This window comes from Rhizobium sp. BIGb0125, from assembly GCF_024810055.1.
In the GTDB taxonomy this organism is placed as follows: domain Bacteria; phylum Pseudomonadota; class Alphaproteobacteria; order Rhizobiales; family Rhizobiaceae; genus Agrobacterium.
Genome location: NZ_JANUDV010000004.1, coordinates 312882 through 328160, shown reverse-complemented (window position 1 = coordinate 328160; position 15279 = coordinate 312882). Strand labels below are relative to the sequence as shown.

Here is a 15279-nt window from a genome sequence, read left to right as displayed (position 1 = left end):
CGATGCTTTGGAGGACTGACCAATCACACCACGCATATTGAGGAGACACCATGACAACAATTACGAAGCCGGGCATCATCGCAACGACAACTCTTGCCGCGCTCTTGCTGGCTGGACAGGCTTCCGCGTCAGACGCACTGGTTGACGCCGACTGGCTACAGAAAAACCTCGACAATCCAAAGGTGCGTGTCTTCGAAGTAAGTGTTGATACCGGCGTTTATGAACGTGGTCACATCCCCGGTGCTTTGAATATCAATTGGCATAGAGATTTGGTCGACAAGGAACGTCGTGACATCGCCAAGAAAGAGGACTTTGAAAAGCTTCTGCAAGCATCCGGTGTCGACAAGGACACAACGATCATCCTCTACGGCGACAACAACAATTGGTTTGCAGCCTGGGGTGCATGGATATTCGAAACCTACGGTCTTGGTCAGCAGGTAAAATTGCTCGATGGTGGTCGCAAACTCTGGGAAGCCAAGGGCCTGCCTCTAGATACGGCAGCGAAGGGACAGACACCAACCACATTGGCACTACCGGAGCGTGACACAGCAATTCGTGCCCGCTTTACAGACGTCGTCGCCGTGGCCGAAGGAAAGCACGACATCAAGCTCATCGATATCCGCTCGGCGGATGAGTATTCTGGGAAGATTTTCGCCCCCGAAGGCGTTAAAGAGTTATCCGTACGTGCCGGTCATATTCCCGGCGCGGTCAACGTGCCTTGGGGCAGCATCGTCAATCAGGACGGCACCTTCAAAAGCGTTGATGAAATCAAAAAGATTTACGCAGACAAAGGTGTTGATGGCAGTGCGCCCATCATTACCTATTGCCGCATTGGCGAGCGTTCCAGCCACACATGGTTCGCGCTGAAAAAGATCCTCGGTTACGACGTCAAAAACTACGACGGCTCCTGGACGGAATATGGCAATGCCGTTGGCGTTCCCATCAGCAATCCATCCGGCACCGTCTGGACTGGCAAATAAACACATTTCGGCCTGAGCTTTTTACGGGCGTTTCAATACGACGAGCGGCGTGATCTCTGCGCCGCTCGTCAATGTGTAATTCGATTGATCAGAGCGGTCCACGCGGACCTGATGCAGTAAAGTGGCTCTGAAAGCATAATGAGACTGTTTATGAGCCCATCAATCGGCCGGGCGGCCATTTCTCTGTTGCTGATCGCTCTGGTCAGTTGGTGGTCCATTTCTCTTGCAACAGATGCCACTGGCCGAATACTCTCGCTTTCTCTTATCCTTGGCCTGCTTTTTGGCATCGTCCTTCAGCGTGGACGTTTCTGCTTTCTCTGCAATTTCAGAGACTTTATCGAACACCGTAAGATAGACGGTGTTCTGTCCATTTTGATCGCGCTCGGTTTTGGCATCGTTTTTTACACTGTGATCATGATGGCCTGGGTCCCTGTGCCACAGCCAGATCGTCTGCCACCCAATGCCCATATCAGTCCAGTCGGTTGGGTTATGGCGCTTGCGTCGACTGCCTTTGGTTTCGGTGCAGCCCTCTCCGGCTCTTGCCTGTCAGGACATCTCTACCGGATTGGCGAGGGTGCTTTCGGATCCATTATTGCCATCCTTGGCGCTGCCTTGGGTTTTCTGATCGGCTTCCTGACATGGAACAGTCTGTTCACATTGGCGGTGCATGATGATCCTCCTCTGTGGTTACCCCATATATTCGGGCATGGCGGCGCACTTATCGCCGGGCTTATCGGCGTGGTTGCACTCATCATCATCACCTTGTGGCTTGGCAAACGGCAACCACAGCCTCCTTCCGATGACAACAAAAACTACCTGTCATTAGCAGGACAGGCGGTCTTCTCACGCCGATGGCCGCCGGTCCTGACCGGCATCCTCGTTGCCGCAATCGGCGCGTTCGCTTATCTCAGAATTGCGCCTATCGGCGTCACCGCAGAACTCGGCAGCCTGGTCCGCACAGCCGCAACACCTGCCGGTTTCGTGCCGGAAACACTCAGCGGTCTCGATACATTACGAGGCTGTGTTTCGGCCGTTAAAAGCACACTCCTGTCTCCCAATGGCGTGTTTGTCATCGGTCTGGTCATCGGTGCTTTTGCAAGCGCAGTAAATGCCAGACAGTTCCAACCGTCCTGGCCGGATGCAAAGGGCTTGGCGCGTCGGCTCATTGGTGGGGTGCTGATGGGTTGGGGGGCGATGACCGGACTGGGTTGCACAATCGGCGTTCTGCTTTCCGGCATTCAGGCAGGCGCTGTCTCTGGCTGGGTTTTCCTTGTCTTTTGTTCGCTCGGCGCGGCTGTTGGCCTATTCACCCTCAGACGCGGTTGGCTTTGATCCCCAGAAGTTGTCATTCAGACCTATGTCTCGGTCTAAAGCTGCAGTCATCACTGAATATGCTGGCATGGCCACAAGTCACAACGATCTTTGTCGTCATTCTTGCCACCGTGGATGTGTCTGAATCGATTTCTGCCGGGGTGAGAAAGGCAATCACCTGATGCATCGGGCGTCAAATCCGAAAAAATATAACAGCCCAAACACCCAGCGCCAGAAGGATGACCGTGACAACTGACGTTGGCGCGGTCTTTTAACAACTTTAGATTCGCATTAGCGACATAGGCAATTATGTGATCATCTGGCACAGCTCAAAAATAGGTCGGCGCATTGAAAATTGGGAGCAACCGTGGCCCACTGGAATGCAACGTTGAGCAACGAGCGACCAAAAAAAATGTGCTCAAGCCATCTTGATCATTATCCCTTGAAACTCAGTGTGTAGAACCGATTTCTGTACAACGTCGGCTCCCGGTCTATGAGACAAGAACTGATAAACCAAAATTTGTAGATTGACACATATATGAAACCGGTTACATTTATCGATGTAAACGGTTTCATTGGAAAATCCGTTGCTTGGAGGAGCAAAATTTTCATGTCTATTCACTTGAGGTTTGCTGCAACAAAAGTTTGCGCAGACTAACGTCCGCTTTTGACATTGTTGTCCCAACTTCTTCCATTTCGTCCTCGACGTAATGGCAGCTGGGGCAGACGTTTGTTCATTGATGCGGCAGTACGGTCCAGCCAGACCACGTCTTGGGTCGGGATCGACATTTAACCCGCAGTCTATCTGAAACAGACGACACCACACATTGGAGGCTGCTTTTGCACCTCCGGCTGCAGGGCCGGGGAGGGTGGCGCTTGCGTGTCGTTTATCGCTCAAACGAAAAGGGAGTTACGCGTTTGAAATCCTTGAAATCAACATTCACAGGTATGGCACTGGTCGCAGCAATGGCGGCAGGTATCGCAAACCCGGTTGTGGCTGACGACAACAAAAGCCTGCCAATCGCAGCGCAGATGTACACATTGCGCGATGCAGGCACGCTTGAAGAGCAGTTTGCCATTCTCAACCGCGCTGGCGTCTCGGTGGTGGAAACCGTCGACATGCAGAAGGTCAGTGCAAAAGAACTGTCTGCACTGCTTGAGAAACACAAGATCAAGGTGATCTCGTCACATGTGCCGATCGACAAGCTGCGCGGCAATCTGGACGACGTCATTGCCGAGCAGAAGGCCGTTGGCAACCCTGTTGTGACCGTGCCTTTCCTCAAGCCGGAAGATCGCCCAGCGGATGCTGCTACATGGACGGCCTTTGGCAAGGAGCTTGGTGGTTACGCAGACAAGCTGGCTGCAGCCGGTTTGGCCATGTCCTACCACAATCATGACTTTGAAATGGTCAAGTTTGACGGCAAGACAGCGCTTGAGCTTCTGCTCGATGCTGCCGGTCCAAAGCTGCAGAGCGAGCTTGATGTCGCCTGGGTAGCACGTAGCGGCACTGACCCGGCAGAGTTTCTCGGCACATTGAATGGCCGTGTATTTGCGATCCACGCAAAGGACAATGCACCTGCGGGGACCGCGGAAAATGAGCGTGGTTTTGCCACCCTCGGCACCGGCGTCCTGGATTGGAAAACAATCTTGCCAGCGGCCAAAAAGGCCGGTGCGAAATGGTTCATCCTTGAACACGACATGCCGCTTGATGCCGAAGCCGTCCTGACCAAGGGCAACGCTTTCCTCAACGAACACCTGCCAACAATTCAGTAATGCAACAACCATTCCCCGGTGGTGACACTACCGGGGAATAACAGGCGCTTTTGAACAAAATGTTTCCCGTCGATATCTCGGCCGGACCGGTGAGTTGCGCCTTTTTTCCAAACAACAGTTAGAGGGATTATCATGGCTAACAATCATTACGACGCGATTGTTGTCGGTTCGGGGATCAGCGGAGGCTGGGCGGCAAAAGAACTCACACAAAAGGGTCTAAAAGTTCTTCTTCTTGAACGTGGCAGAAACATCGAACATATCACCGATTACCAGAATGCGGACAAGGAAGCATGGGACTACCCTCACCGCAATCGTGCCACGCAGGAAATGAAGGCAAAGTATCCGGTTCTAAGCCGGGATTATCTGTTGGAAGAAGCCACACTTGGCATGTGGGCTGACGAACAAGAAACGCCTTACGTCGAAGAAAAACGTTTCGATTGGTTCCGTGGGTACCACGTGGGTGGTCGTTCTCTCCTTTGGGGCCGTCAAACCTATCGTTGGTCGCAGACCGATTTTGAGGCCAATGCAAAAGAAGGCATCGCTGTTGATTGGCCTATTCGTTACCAGGATGTTGCACCATGGTACGACTACGTTGAACGGTTTGCTGGCATTTCCGGCAGCAAAGAAGGGCTCGATATCCTTCCTGATGGTGAATTCCTTCCACCAATCCCTTTGAACTGTGTCGAAGAAGATGTTGCCCGTCGTCTGAAGGACAGGTTCAAGGGCACGCGTCACCTGATCAATTCCCGCTGCGCCAACATCACACAGGAACTTCCTGACCAGGATCGCACACGCTGTCAGTTCAGAAACAAGTGTCGGTTGGGCTGTCCGTTCGGCGGTTATTTCAGCACACAATCATCAACCCTGCCTGCGGCCGTCGCGACCGGCAATCTCACCCTGCGGCCGTTCTCAATCGTCAAGGAGATCCTTTACGACAAGGACAAGAAGAAGGCCCGCGGTGTCGAGATCATCGATGCCGAAACCAACATGACCTATGAATATACTGCGGACATTATCTTCCTGAATGCCTCAACGCTGAATTCGACCTGGGTGCTGATGAACTCAGCCACCGACGTGTGGGAAAGGGGATTGGGAAGCAGTTCCGGCGAACTCGGCCACAATGTCATGGACCATCATTTCCGCATGGGTGCGACGGGTGAGGTCGAAGGATTTGACGAGTTCTATTTCAAGGGACGCCGCCCGGCAGGTTTCTACATTCCTCGCTTCCGCAACATCGGCGATGAAAAGCGTAAATATCTGCGTGGTTTTGGTTATCAGGGTTCGGCAAGCCGCTCCCGCTGGGAGCGCGAAATCGCCGAGATGAATATTGGAGCAGATTATAAAGACGCGTTGACCGAACCAGGCGGCTGGACAATCGGCATGACAGCCTTTGGCGAGATGCTGCCCTACCACGAAAATCGCGTGAAGCTTGATCAAAACAAAAAGGATAAATGGGGGCTGCCGGTCCTTTCAATGAATGTCGAGTTGAAACAAAACGAACTCGATATGCGTGAAGACATGGTGAATGACGCTGTCGAAATGTTTGAGGCCGTCGGCATCAAGAACGTCAAACCGACCCGAGGTAGCTACGCACCCGGTATGGGTATTCACGAAATGGGAACGGCGCGCATGGGCCGCGATCCAAAGTCGTCGGTTCTGAATGGCAACAACCAGGTGTGGGATGCCCCTAACGTGTTCGTGACGGATGGTGCCTGCATGACGTCTGCCGCCTGTGTAAATCCGTCTCTCACCTACATGGCACTGACGGCACGTGCTGCCGATTTTGCGGTGTCAGAGCTCAAGAAGGGAAATCTGTAATGAACAGACGTGAACTGCTAAGACTTATCACGGTTGCGACAGGCATCTCCCTGGTCGGCGCTGATGTCGCCTTCAGTCTGGATAAAGCCGCTGCGGCAAAGCCCGACCAACTGTTTACTCCGGAAGACATCCGTTTTCTGGATGAGGTTGCTGAAACCATCATTCCTCGGACATCCACCCCCGGCGCGAAAGACGCCGAGGTCGGCGCCTTCATGGCTGTTTATGCTGCCGATTGTTATACGGAAGACCAAAAGAAGCTCTTCCATTCTGCGATTTCCCAGATTGAAGGCAGCAGCCAGGAAAAACATAAAAAGCCATTCCTCAGCCTGACAGCTAAAGAGCGGGAGGATGTCATTCTGGCTTTGGACAAAAAGGCCAGGGCAGAACAGACCCCAACCAATCCACAGGCACTCACCCTCGTCAAACAGCTGACATTGTTCGGCTTTTTCACATCGAAAATCGGTGCAACCGAAGTTCTTGTCTATGACGAAATCCCGGGAGAATACGAAACCTGCGTCCCTTATAAAAAGGGTACGCCCGCCTGGGGCACAACCTGAGTTTATGTCCGTTCGTCCCGCGCGCCCCCGCGTGCGGGACTTTTTATTTGCAAGACAAGGATGAAAAAATGCGTATTTCAATATTGTTGGCAGCGGTGTTGATGGCTGCGAGCGCTATGCCGGCGCGATCCGAGGGCGATGTTGCCAAGGGTGAAACAGTATTCAAACGCTGTTCCGCCTGTCATGCCATCGGGGAGGGCGCCAAAAACAAAGTTGGCCCCCAACTCAATGCTGTCATTGGCCGTACTGCTGGCAGCTTGCCGGACTACAATTATTCCAACGCCATGAAAAAGGCGGGTGAAGAAGGCCAGATCTGGACCTCGGAAGAATTGAAGGCGTTTTTGAGCGCTCCCAAAAAGAAAATACCTGGCAACAAAATGTCTTCAGCCGGGGTGAGCAAACCGGCAGACCTCGACAATCTCATCGCTTACATTGAAAGCGCATCGAAGTCGTCCGCAGACTAATCACGCCAGGATTTGATAAAAACCGCCTGGGGACGCATGGAACAAAATGTCGAAACGAAAGTTTGGACACAGCCAAACCTCGTCTTCCCCCCGGGGTGTGGCTCTCGATGCGACCTCGGCACGTCTTTCAACAGGACGTGCCTCTTTTTTTGCGCTCGACCTTAACTGAGCGACAGGGGTGTAGGACGACGGAAACGTTGTTGCAGAAAACTTGCCGTCTTGTACCGCACTCCCGCAGGTCTTTCCGGATCCGCAAATTCTGATTCAGCAAACACCTCATCGGCAGCGGTGAGTTCTCGGATAGGCACAGGGATCAGGCCGCGGCCTGCAGGCTGATTGAGGGTCTCGACAGCCTTGATCAATGAGCCTGAGGCTTTGATCTCCTCAGACACCCTTTCAACCGCGCATCCGAGGTGTTCGGCAATAAGCGTGTCTCTTATTCTGGAGATTGTTGCACGCGTTGCGAGATCATTTGCTTCAATCGCGATGTCACATTCCGTATCAAAACCCATTGAACGATTGTTGAGATTGGCTGAACCAAGTTTCAGAATATTCTCATCGGCAATCATGATCTTTGCATGGACGTAGATCGGCGAGCGATTTTCATTCACCGGGTACAACACCCGGAAGCGGTCGAAAATATCGGCATCCGTAACAAGCTTCATCAACCGAACGCGAGCAGAATCCATCGTTTTTGCCTCGAGCCAACCTCCTGCGCCTTCAGGATTGATGACCAGTACCTCCGGGCCGTCTTGCTCTCCCAGACGCGCAGCAATCGCCTCTGCTATGCGCCTCGATGCAAAATACTGGCTTTCGATGTACAGAGATTTTCTCGCCGACGCGATCATTGCAAGTTTGACTGTCTCAACTTCGCTGATCTGCGGTCTGCTTTCGTACTGCGGCGCGGTTCTGGAAATGGCGATCTCGACACCACGCAAGTCAACATCGAGACCATCCGGCCAGATTTGATCTGCACCTTCGCTTTTCGAAAGCTTTTCACCTGTCGCATAATACCAACGAGTTCGAGCCAATTCACCCAGCGCTGCCGCCGCCGGGCCTGACACGCACGTCGTGGCGTCATGCCAAGGACCTTGCGCGAAGCCCATGGGTGATCGACGTCGAGGTTCATTATCGCGGTGGTCAGTTGTGTCCCAACGCCCAACAGTCATGTCGATCCCGCCACAAAATGCGAGCTCATCGTCAATGACAAGAAGTTTCATGTGATGAGCCGACATTGCGGGATGCGCACCGTCGAGCTTCAGGTGGATCTGATTGGAAAACATCCATTTCAAAACGTAGAAGGGCGTCTCTCCTCGGGCCAGCGAATTGATCACGCCGAGGTCCCACTTCAGAATCCGTATTTCGAGATCGGAATTGCGCGCCGCCAGCCAATCCAGCAACGGCCCTACTTTCACAGGCGCTTCATCATCCTTGCCGTCATGTGCAAGCTCGATCCGGGTATCGAAATCCCAACCGATCAACATGATGTTGCGTTTGGCTTTCAGCATCGCATTGCGTGCATGCCTGAAGAATTTGTCCGCATCGACGATCACCGAAGCGCGATCTGCCTTATCCAAGCGCCAACATGTTTCGCCAGCCACCAAAATCGACACTTTGCCACCTTTTTTAAAATGCTAACACATAAACTGCTCGTCACGACCGGAATGACACTTCGACTTCAATCTCGATTAGGGACCTTCCGTGCGTGAATAACCCACGCGCGTACGACCGCGATGTGAACGGGAGAATAGCAAAATCGTTCCCTCTTCCGATCAGTGATCACATGCAAATCTCAATATTACAGGACAACCAGTCGCATGCCTTGCGACAAAAGAGAGAATGGCTGCTTACAAGCAGGTTAAACTGGCAAAGTTGAGAAAACTTCCAGACGTCTTAAATATCGCTACTTCCTTGTTTGTGAAATTTTTTTTGAAGATGATCGGCTGCTGCTTTCGAGCCCAAACCTAAAATAATCGGAACAAAACGCCGCTGGCATGGTTTGGTTTTTGAGAGAAGGAGACCACAATGCAAAAAATCATTATTCCAGTTCTTGTTGCTCTGTCGCTGGCAGCATGTTCCTCAACTGAACGCGGTGCAACCGTCGGCGCAGCAGGCGGAGCCATTATAGGTGGCGCAGCAACTGGCAATCTGCGCGGTGCGGCTGTCGGTGCGGCAGTCGGCGGTGTTTCGGGCGCATTGATCGGTAGCGTCGCGGACCAGCCAGGCCAGTGCTACTACCGCGACCGCAACGGAAATCGTTACATCGATCGTTGCTAATCATCTTTCAACACCGCCACAATGGTAGCCACCCGCAGATAAGCTTGTGCGGGTGGCTATATCTATATCGGCGTGTATTGCACTATTGTGTGTAATGAGAGATCAAAGCCACAGTGCATCCCTTGAATCCAATATCAACAACGAGATTATCAGCTTGTCTCGACAACAGGACAATCGACAAGGCAACAGCCAATTATGAGCCGGTTTGAAGATACTGAGATCGCCATTTCCCAGCGACTTAAAGCACTGAAGGCAAAGCCTGACAAAACGCTCAATCGGCCTGATATTGCTGAGCCATTAAAGGCCGATGGGTTCACCGACGACGAAATTACGGCTGTCCTGAATGCACTCGAACAAGATAAAGTCCTTGCCTTTTTACCGGGTAACAGGCTGTCGGTGCTTAAGGCACTTCCATAATTTGTCGAATTAAAAGGCCTAGCATTGACAGGTTTGGCTTGTCGAATGCCAATACAACGACCCGGGGTACTACTTTTGTGACATTCGAGGTCCATGGTGACCGCTTCGGCTGCCTGCCCTTCATCGGCGTTCAGTTGCTCCGGCTTGACTTTGCGTGAAAATAGAACAAAATGAGAACATTCGCGGAAGTTATTCTCGGGAGTTCACCATGTCTCAACAACTCGCTTTCAATATCTATCCTGATGACATCATCGGGCCCGTCTCCGGCGAAGTCGATCTAGCTGCAGCCGTGCTGGCGGCCCATGACGGGGATGCGCTGTCTGCAATCAGAAACCTTTTGGCAGATGCCGACTTCTTGCGCGATCAATTATATCGAGCCTCTAAGGTCATGAGCCATGGAATGGTTCGGGGGTGGAGGCCACGTTACGAGCGTACGGCGTAAAGCAGGAGGATAAACTCTGCCAGCTGCCGCGATTGGGGACATCCACCTTCAATTGTTGGCATACTGCCAGTCGATTGTCCTTTGACGTACCGAGACCGATTGAGATGGTCCGAGCCTTGCAAATGTTTCCGGGCCATTCATACTCATCTCTAAAACAGCGCGGTAAAGCGGATCCGTGGAGAGGAAACAGGTTGAACAGGAAGATTTTTCAGAACCGAACGGAATGGTATAATGTACATGGCCAGATCCATAACGAGAATGGGCCTGCCATCAGTTACAATAATGGCAAACAGGAATGGCTGGTAAACGGCCGACATCACCGTGTTGATGGTCCAGCCCTATCTTCTCCAAATGGCTATTGTGAATGGTGGCTTGATGGAAAACGCCATCGCAAGGACGGGCCTGCAATAGAGTGGCCTAACGGTGATCAACAATGGTACTTGAATGGCGAGCTTCACCGCCTTGATGGACCAGCTATCATGATCCAAAGCACCAGATATTATTACATCTCGGGCGAGGGCCGTGCCGAGGAAGAATTTCAGGCTTGAGTTCGGGCTGATGGGTGAGCCACAGATCGAACGTATCCTCAGCTGATCTCGTCTGGTTATAACGTTCTTGGCCAATAATCCGTGAGAAATGTGGAGCAGGGGTCAATCCACCAAAATATTTGAAAGCAATAATAGGGTGCCGGCTGTGGATAACGGACAAACGATGAGATTGTTCGTATTTTATTAAGTTTGTTCCCAAAGACTACCTCATGGGGGCGATCTTAATCTGAACACGCACGTTGTATGCGTGATCACAATGGAGCCGACCCATGTTTCTGCGTACCGTGCTTATCGTCGATGACGAGCCTCTGATTAGAATAATGCTCACTGAAGTCCTCGAAGACGAGGGCTACCAAGTAATCCAAGCCAAAAACGCTCTTGAAGCGATCGTCGCCCTTGAAGCGCGCCAAGTCGATGCTGTTATTACTGATGTAGAAATGCCCTGCGGCATCAATGGCGTCGATCTCGCCCGACACATAAGGTCCACCAAAGCCAGCATATCCGTTATCGTGACTTCGGGTGGCCGATCTATCGGCGCTGACGAGCTGCCAAACGGTGTGAAATTTATTCCAAAACCTTACGACGTAGGTTTTCTTATCAACACGCTGAGTGAGCTGCTTTCCCACTGGGGTGAAAATCAACCATCACGCGTAGTCGGTCGAGGAGCCTGAGGTTCGCCACCTTCTACAGCAGTATCCTGGCGCACGAGTTTGCGACCATGAACGACCGATTATCGGCGCTGCGGCGCCGTGGTCGAACCCTATACTTTCCGCTACAAGCTAGATTTCACCGGAGCCCATAACAGCCTTCTATTAGGCCTATACAAGCCCATCGGCAATTTTGACCAGTTGTGCCACCGATGTCGCTTTCATCTTCCGCATCATGTGCCCTCGGTGAAGTTTCACCGTAGGCTCGGCCAGTTCCAGCTCTGCCGCGATCTGTTTGTTCAGCTTACCGGCAATGACAAATGTCATGATCTGGCGCTCACGTTCCGTCAGCGTCATATATCTTGAATGGGTCAAAGCTTTTGCTTTTCTTTCGTCGCGGCGCGCAGCATCGTTGGCGATCGCACGGTTTACCGCCTCCAAAAGATCCTGTTCTCGAACCGGCTTACTGAGAACGTCTATGGCGCCAGCTTTCATGGCCCGCACTGCCATGGGCACATCAACATGGGCGCTAATCAGCACGATCGACCGCAGAAGGTTGCTCTTCGCCAACGCTTCCTGAAATTCCAGGCCGCTTTGCCCGGGAAGCCGGATGTCGAGAACGATACAACCGGCTTTTTCAGGATCATCTGCCGCCATGAACTCCGTGACAGAACCATGCGTTTCGGCAGCAAGCCCCACGGATTCGAACAGCCCTTTCAGCGCTTCGCGTACGCTTTGATCGTCATCAATGACGATGACGGTGGGTTGCCGGTTCTTCCGTTCATCGATCAACGGGTGTTTCCTTAAAATGAGAGAGCGTGAAGGTGAACGTGCTTCCACACGGATCGTTAGCGGTTGCCCAGATACGTCCTCCATGCGCTTCAACTATTGAGCGACAGATGGAGAGGCCCATCCCAATCCCATCAGATTTTGTCGTATAAAACGGCTCGAATATTCTATCGAGTTCATCAGTAGGTATGCCATTGCCGAAATCGGAAACACTGACCTCAACGTCACCGATCTGGCCCACGTTACAACTGATTTTGATAACAGCTTCCGGACGTCGTGATGTCGCCTCAGCGCCGTTCATGATCAAATTTACCAGGACCTGCTGAAGTTGAGTACGATCGCCGAGAACCTCAATAGGTTCAGCCGGCAGTTCTACAATGACGCCCAAGCCACGCGACCGCAATTCCCCGTGTAAGAGATCCAAAACATCCCTTAGCGCGAGGCTGAAATCCGTGCGTTGTATTTGTGCTGGCGTCTTCTGCGCCATGGAGCGAATGCTTGTTACGATTTCGCCGGCACGATGACCGTCATGAACGATCCGTCCGGCGGCCAATCGCGCTTGTTCAAGATCGGTGTGTCCCTCCTGAAGCCATCTGAGACAGGTGCCTGCATTGGTTACAATTGCCATGAGCGGCTGATTGATCTCATGAGCAATCGATACGGCAAGCTCTCCGATCGTCGTCACTCTCGTAACATGTGCGAGTTGACTTTGGCTCTGACGAAGTGAGTCCTCTGCACGTTTGCGGTCTTCAATGTCGACAACGATGCCATACCAGCGAACGACGTTGCCGTGAGTATCCAGAAGTGGGCTTTGTCGCAGATTAAACCACCTGTATTGGCCGTCGAATCTTCTGATCCGGGCGTCAACAGGTTTGGGTTTTTTCGTCGTGACAACCTCTTCCCAACTCTCACGCATCCGTTCGACATCATCGGGATGAAACATGCGGTAGAAACCGAATCCGACAATCTCTTCGAATGGCAGGCCCACAAAATCGATCAGATTCTGGTTCCAGTATTCAAGTCGGCCATCCGGCGTACAGGACCAGGCCATGGCAGGAATGGTGTTGATGATGAGGCTGAGCTTATGTTCACTTTCCCTAAGCGCCGCTTCGCTTTCTCGAAGGGCATCTTCGGCGCATTGCAGGTTTTCAATGTCGATATTGACACCAAACCAGCGCACGACACCGTTTGCATCTATCAGCTTTCGTCCCGCGAAATAAAACCAGCGATAGGTTCCATCTGCCCCACGAATGCGACCTTTCAGTCGGGTATGATCTGAATGTTCGAGGTCTCGTTTCCAGATTTCCACCATCTCTGGAATATCGTCGGGATGATAGAGGTCCAGAAAGCCCCATTCGAGAATTTCGGCGGCTGGTAATCCGGCATAATCAAGCCAATTCTGGTTCACGAAATCCGCACTTCCATCTGGGCGTGCGGACCAGACAAGGACTGGAAGCGAATTGATGATAAGCCTCAGGTTCTCTTCACTTGCAGCAAGCGCAGATTTGGTCTCTCTGAGAGAGTCTTCAGCCTGTTTCCGATCTTCTATATCGAGAACGACACCGTACCATTTGATGACATCTCCGTCAGAATCGAACCGGGGTTTTTGCCGAAGCGAACACCAGCGATATTCGCCGTCGGCACGCCTCAACCTGCCTTCGACTTCCCTCCCTATTTTGGAGATCATGATAGCGCGCCACTCGGAAGCAAGCCGAGTTGTGTCATCGGGGTGGAATAGCCGGTAAAAATTTTCACCAGCAATGTCTGCAAGCGGCAAACCGACATATTCGAGAAAATGCTGATTAGCAAAATCGAGCATGCCGTCATACGTCGTCGACCACGCCATTGCAGGGATAAGGTCGATGATCGCATCGGTGTCCTTATGCTTGTCCAACTTGGTCCCCTACCATTTCGCTGAGCGTAAACGCCCCATCTCAGGTTACGCTGTTTCTCGCCACCGTGTTAGGCGAGATTGATAGACGATGGTCTATTTTCGCACTGCCTTGGTCTAGTTTGCTGCGACCTAGATCGCAATTGAGGGCGGGCTTGAACCGACATATTCATAAAACAGGATGGTTGAACCTGGAGCCGAACAATGACGGCTTGGGCGAAAACCCGTTTACCGATCGCAGCCAATATACCGGCACATTCGGCGACGCCACGACATCATCAATCGATATGAAGGAAGACGCCATGCCTCAACTTTCACGCCGTGCATTTGCCAGTGCCTTGCCTCTTGGCCTCGTTGGAGGAAGTCTTCTCGGCGGGGGGCTGGTTAGTGTTTCGTCTGTCCAAGCCGCGACGCAGGCAGCCGACAAACCTCCTGCTGCCATAACCCCAACAGCACAGATACGGATCGGTCGCTTCACTGTCACGGCGCTGACGGATGGATATGCCGATATGCCCTATGACTACTTCCCGGGACGGTCAGCCCCGGATGTCGAGAAGGCGGCAAGCGCACAATTTACCGCCAGACCAAGTGGGGTACGGTTCCTCTTCAATCAGTATCTCGTCGAAGATGGTGAGCGCCGCATCCTGATTGACGCCGGTGCGGCGGGCTCTATCGGCCAGACAGGAAAACTGCCACAAGCGCTCGCCAACTATGGTCTTCGACCCGATCAGATCGACGCAATCATCGTGACACATATGCACCAGGATCATATGGGCGGGTTGGTACTGGCAGGCAAGAACAACTACCCTGACGCCGAACTCTTTATAGATCGTCGCGACGTTACCCACTGGACCGACCCAGCGAAGAAAAACGGTGCTCCTGATTTTCTGCAGCCAAGTTTCAACATGGCAGAAGAGGTGGTGCGGCTTTATCCGAAACTCCAGGCAATAGATGGAGAGCGCGAGATCACACCGGGCGTTTCGATTGTTGACCTGACCGGCCACACGCCGGGCCACATCGGCGTGCGGATCGAAGATGGCGGCAAGAGCCTGATCATGGTTTCGGACATGATTTTCCCGGTTGTACATCCCGCCGCTACCGATGTGTTCTTCCTGTTTGAGCAGGACCGTGTCGCAGCAAAAGCCATGCGCGATCGTTTCTTTCCGCTTGTGGCATCGGAGGGTGCGCTTATCGCCGCAACCCACATGCCTTTTCCCGGTCTCGGTCGCGTCGTGGCTGATCGTGGGGAGATGCGTTGGCAGGTGGCGGACTGGGCCTTGCAGGAGTAATCTTTGTTTTCGGAGCCTCGGAGGACAGAAAGTACGTAACGAGAGGCGTTGCCGAAAGACATATCCAGGCACGCAT

The 15279-nt window shown here is 52.6% G+C and carries 15 protein-coding genes and 1 pseudogene; 13 read left to right on the top strand and 3 right to left on the bottom strand.

Annotated elements, in window-relative coordinates; all coding sequences use genetic code 11:
• Window positions 1–50: 50 nt before the first annotated feature.
• The 7 genes and pseudogenes from M2418_RS13185 (at window position 51) to M2418_RS13155 (ending at window position 6903) form a co-directional block, all read left to right on the top strand.
• Window positions 51–980 carry a sulfurtransferase gene (locus M2418_RS13185; RefSeq protein WP_259147063.1) on the top strand — a complete coding sequence of 310 codons (930 nt, stop codon included), beginning with the start codon at window positions 51–53 and terminating at the stop codon, window positions 978–980.
• Between the two features lie 150 nt (window positions 981–1130).
• Window positions 1131–2312 (top strand): YeeE/YedE family protein, encoded by a 1182-nt coding sequence (locus M2418_RS13180; protein WP_259147060.1) that lies wholly within the window; start codon window positions 1131–1133, stop codon window positions 2310–2312.
• A 29-nt stretch (window positions 2313–2341) separates the two neighbouring features.
• Window positions 2342–2473: pseudogene (locus M2418_RS13175) on the top strand (phosphonate ABC transporter, permease protein PhnE); the annotation flags it as partial.
• Window positions 2474–3209: 736 nt separating this feature from the next.
• Window positions 3210–4064 carry a sugar phosphate isomerase/epimerase gene (locus M2418_RS13170; protein ID WP_259147058.1) on the top strand — a complete coding sequence of 285 codons (855 nt, stop codon included), beginning with the start codon at window positions 3210–3212 and terminating at the stop codon, window positions 4062–4064.
• A gap of 132 nt (window positions 4065–4196) precedes the next feature.
• Complete coding sequence (locus M2418_RS13165) at window positions 4197–5882, top strand: GMC oxidoreductase (protein ID WP_259147054.1); 1686 nt, start codon at window positions 4197–4199, stop codon at window positions 5880–5882.
• Entirely contained in the window at window positions 5882–6439 is a 558-nt protein-coding gene (locus M2418_RS13160; RefSeq protein WP_259147051.1) for a gluconate 2-dehydrogenase subunit 3 family protein, read from the top strand. Before M2418_RS13165 ends, M2418_RS13160 begins: the two co-directional genes overlap by 1 nt.
• A 68-nt stretch (window positions 6440–6507) precedes the next feature.
• Window positions 6508–6903 (top strand): cytochrome c family protein, encoded by a 396-nt coding sequence (locus M2418_RS13155; RefSeq protein WP_259147049.1) that lies wholly within the window; start codon window positions 6508–6510, stop codon window positions 6901–6903.
• Between the two features lie 161 nt (window positions 6904–7064).
• On the opposite strand, the gene M2418_RS13150 is transcribed toward M2418_RS13155, so the two are convergent.
• On the bottom strand, window positions 7065–8480 hold the full coding sequence (locus tag M2418_RS13150; RefSeq protein ID WP_259147046.1) for a phospholipase D-like domain-containing protein: 1416 nt from the start codon (window positions 8478–8480) through the stop codon (window positions 7065–7067).
• A gap of 448 nt (window positions 8481–8928) precedes the next feature.
• On the opposite strand from M2418_RS13150, the gene M2418_RS13145 reads away from it, so the two are divergent.
• The 5 genes from M2418_RS13145 (at window position 8929) to M2418_RS13125 (ending at window position 11258) form a co-directional block, all read left to right on the top strand.
• Complete coding sequence (locus M2418_RS13145) at window positions 8929–9180, top strand: glycine zipper domain-containing protein (RefSeq protein ID WP_192489141.1); 252 nt, start codon at window positions 8929–8931, stop codon at window positions 9178–9180.
• 195 nt (window positions 9181–9375) lie between these two features.
• Entirely contained in the window at window positions 9376–9597 is a 222-nt protein-coding gene (locus M2418_RS13140) for a hypothetical protein (protein ID WP_250984899.1), read from the top strand.
• A gap of 208 nt (window positions 9598–9805) precedes the next feature.
• Window positions 9806–10039, top strand: a complete 234-nt coding sequence (locus tag M2418_RS13135; RefSeq protein ID WP_259147042.1) for a hypothetical protein — start codon at window positions 9806–9808, stop codon at window positions 10037–10039.
• Window positions 10040–10230: 191 nt separating this feature from the next.
• Window positions 10231–10587 carry a hypothetical protein gene (locus M2418_RS13130; RefSeq protein WP_259147040.1) on the top strand — a complete coding sequence of 119 codons (357 nt, stop codon included), beginning with the start codon at window positions 10231–10233 and terminating at the stop codon, window positions 10585–10587.
• A 269-nt stretch (window positions 10588–10856) separates the two neighbouring features.
• Window positions 10857–11258, top strand: a complete 402-nt coding sequence (locus M2418_RS13125; protein WP_259147037.1) for a response regulator — start codon at window positions 10857–10859, stop codon at window positions 11256–11258.
• Between the two features lie 147 nt (window positions 11259–11405).
• Here M2418_RS13125 and M2418_RS13120 read toward each other — a convergent pair whose 3' ends face one another.
• Both M2418_RS13120 and M2418_RS13115 read right to left on the bottom strand, forming a co-directional pair.
• Window positions 11406–12026, bottom strand: coding sequence for a response regulator transcription factor (locus M2418_RS13120; protein ID WP_259147391.1), 621 nt, complete (start codon window positions 12024–12026; stop codon window positions 11406–11408).
• Window positions 12016–13917 (bottom strand): PAS domain-containing sensor histidine kinase, encoded by a 1902-nt coding sequence (locus M2418_RS13115; RefSeq protein ID WP_259147033.1) that lies wholly within the window; start codon window positions 13915–13917, stop codon window positions 12016–12018. The genes M2418_RS13120 and M2418_RS13115 overlap by 11 nt, the downstream gene beginning before the upstream one ends.
• A 299-nt stretch (window positions 13918–14216) precedes the next feature.
• Here M2418_RS13115 and M2418_RS13110 point away from each other — a divergent pair, with 299 nt between their 5' ends.
• A complete protein-coding gene (locus M2418_RS13110; RefSeq protein WP_259147388.1) occupies window positions 14217–15203 on the top strand; it encodes an MBL fold metallo-hydrolase in 987 nt (328 codons plus the stop codon).
• Window positions 15204–15279: the final 76 nt, after the last annotated feature.

Excerpts from the sequence above, each read along its gene's own strand:
- M2418_RS13185 (WP_259147063.1), top strand. The coding sequence starts at position 51 with ATGACAACAATTACGAAGCCGGGCATCATCGCAACGACAACTCTTGCC.
- M2418_RS13180 (WP_259147060.1), top strand. The coding sequence starts at position 1,131 with ATGAGCCCATCAATCGGCCGGGCGGCCATTTCTCTGTTGCTGATCGCT.
- M2418_RS13165 (WP_259147054.1), top strand. The coding sequence starts at position 4,197 with ATGGCTAACAATCATTACGACGCGATTGTTGTCGGTTCGGGGATCAGC.
- M2418_RS13160 (WP_259147051.1), top strand. The coding sequence starts at position 5,882 with ATGAACAGACGTGAACTGCTAAGACTTATCACGGTTGCGACAGGCATC.
- M2418_RS13155 (WP_259147049.1), top strand. The coding sequence starts at position 6,508 with ATGCGTATTTCAATATTGTTGGCAGCGGTGTTGATGGCTGCGAGCGCT.
- M2418_RS13145 (WP_192489141.1), top strand. The coding sequence starts at position 8,929 with ATGCAAAAAATCATTATTCCAGTTCTTGTTGCTCTGTCGCTGGCAGCA.
- M2418_RS13140 (WP_250984899.1), top strand. The coding sequence starts at position 9,376 with ATGAGCCGGTTTGAAGATACTGAGATCGCCATTTCCCAGCGACTTAAA.
- M2418_RS13135 (WP_259147042.1), top strand. The coding sequence starts at position 9,806 with ATGTCTCAACAACTCGCTTTCAATATCTATCCTGATGACATCATCGGG.
- M2418_RS13125 (WP_259147037.1), top strand. The coding sequence starts at position 10,857 with ATGTTTCTGCGTACCGTGCTTATCGTCGATGACGAGCCTCTGATTAGA.
- M2418_RS13110 (WP_259147388.1), top strand. The coding sequence starts at position 14,217 with ATGCCTCAACTTTCACGCCGTGCATTTGCCAGTGCCTTGCCTCTTGGC.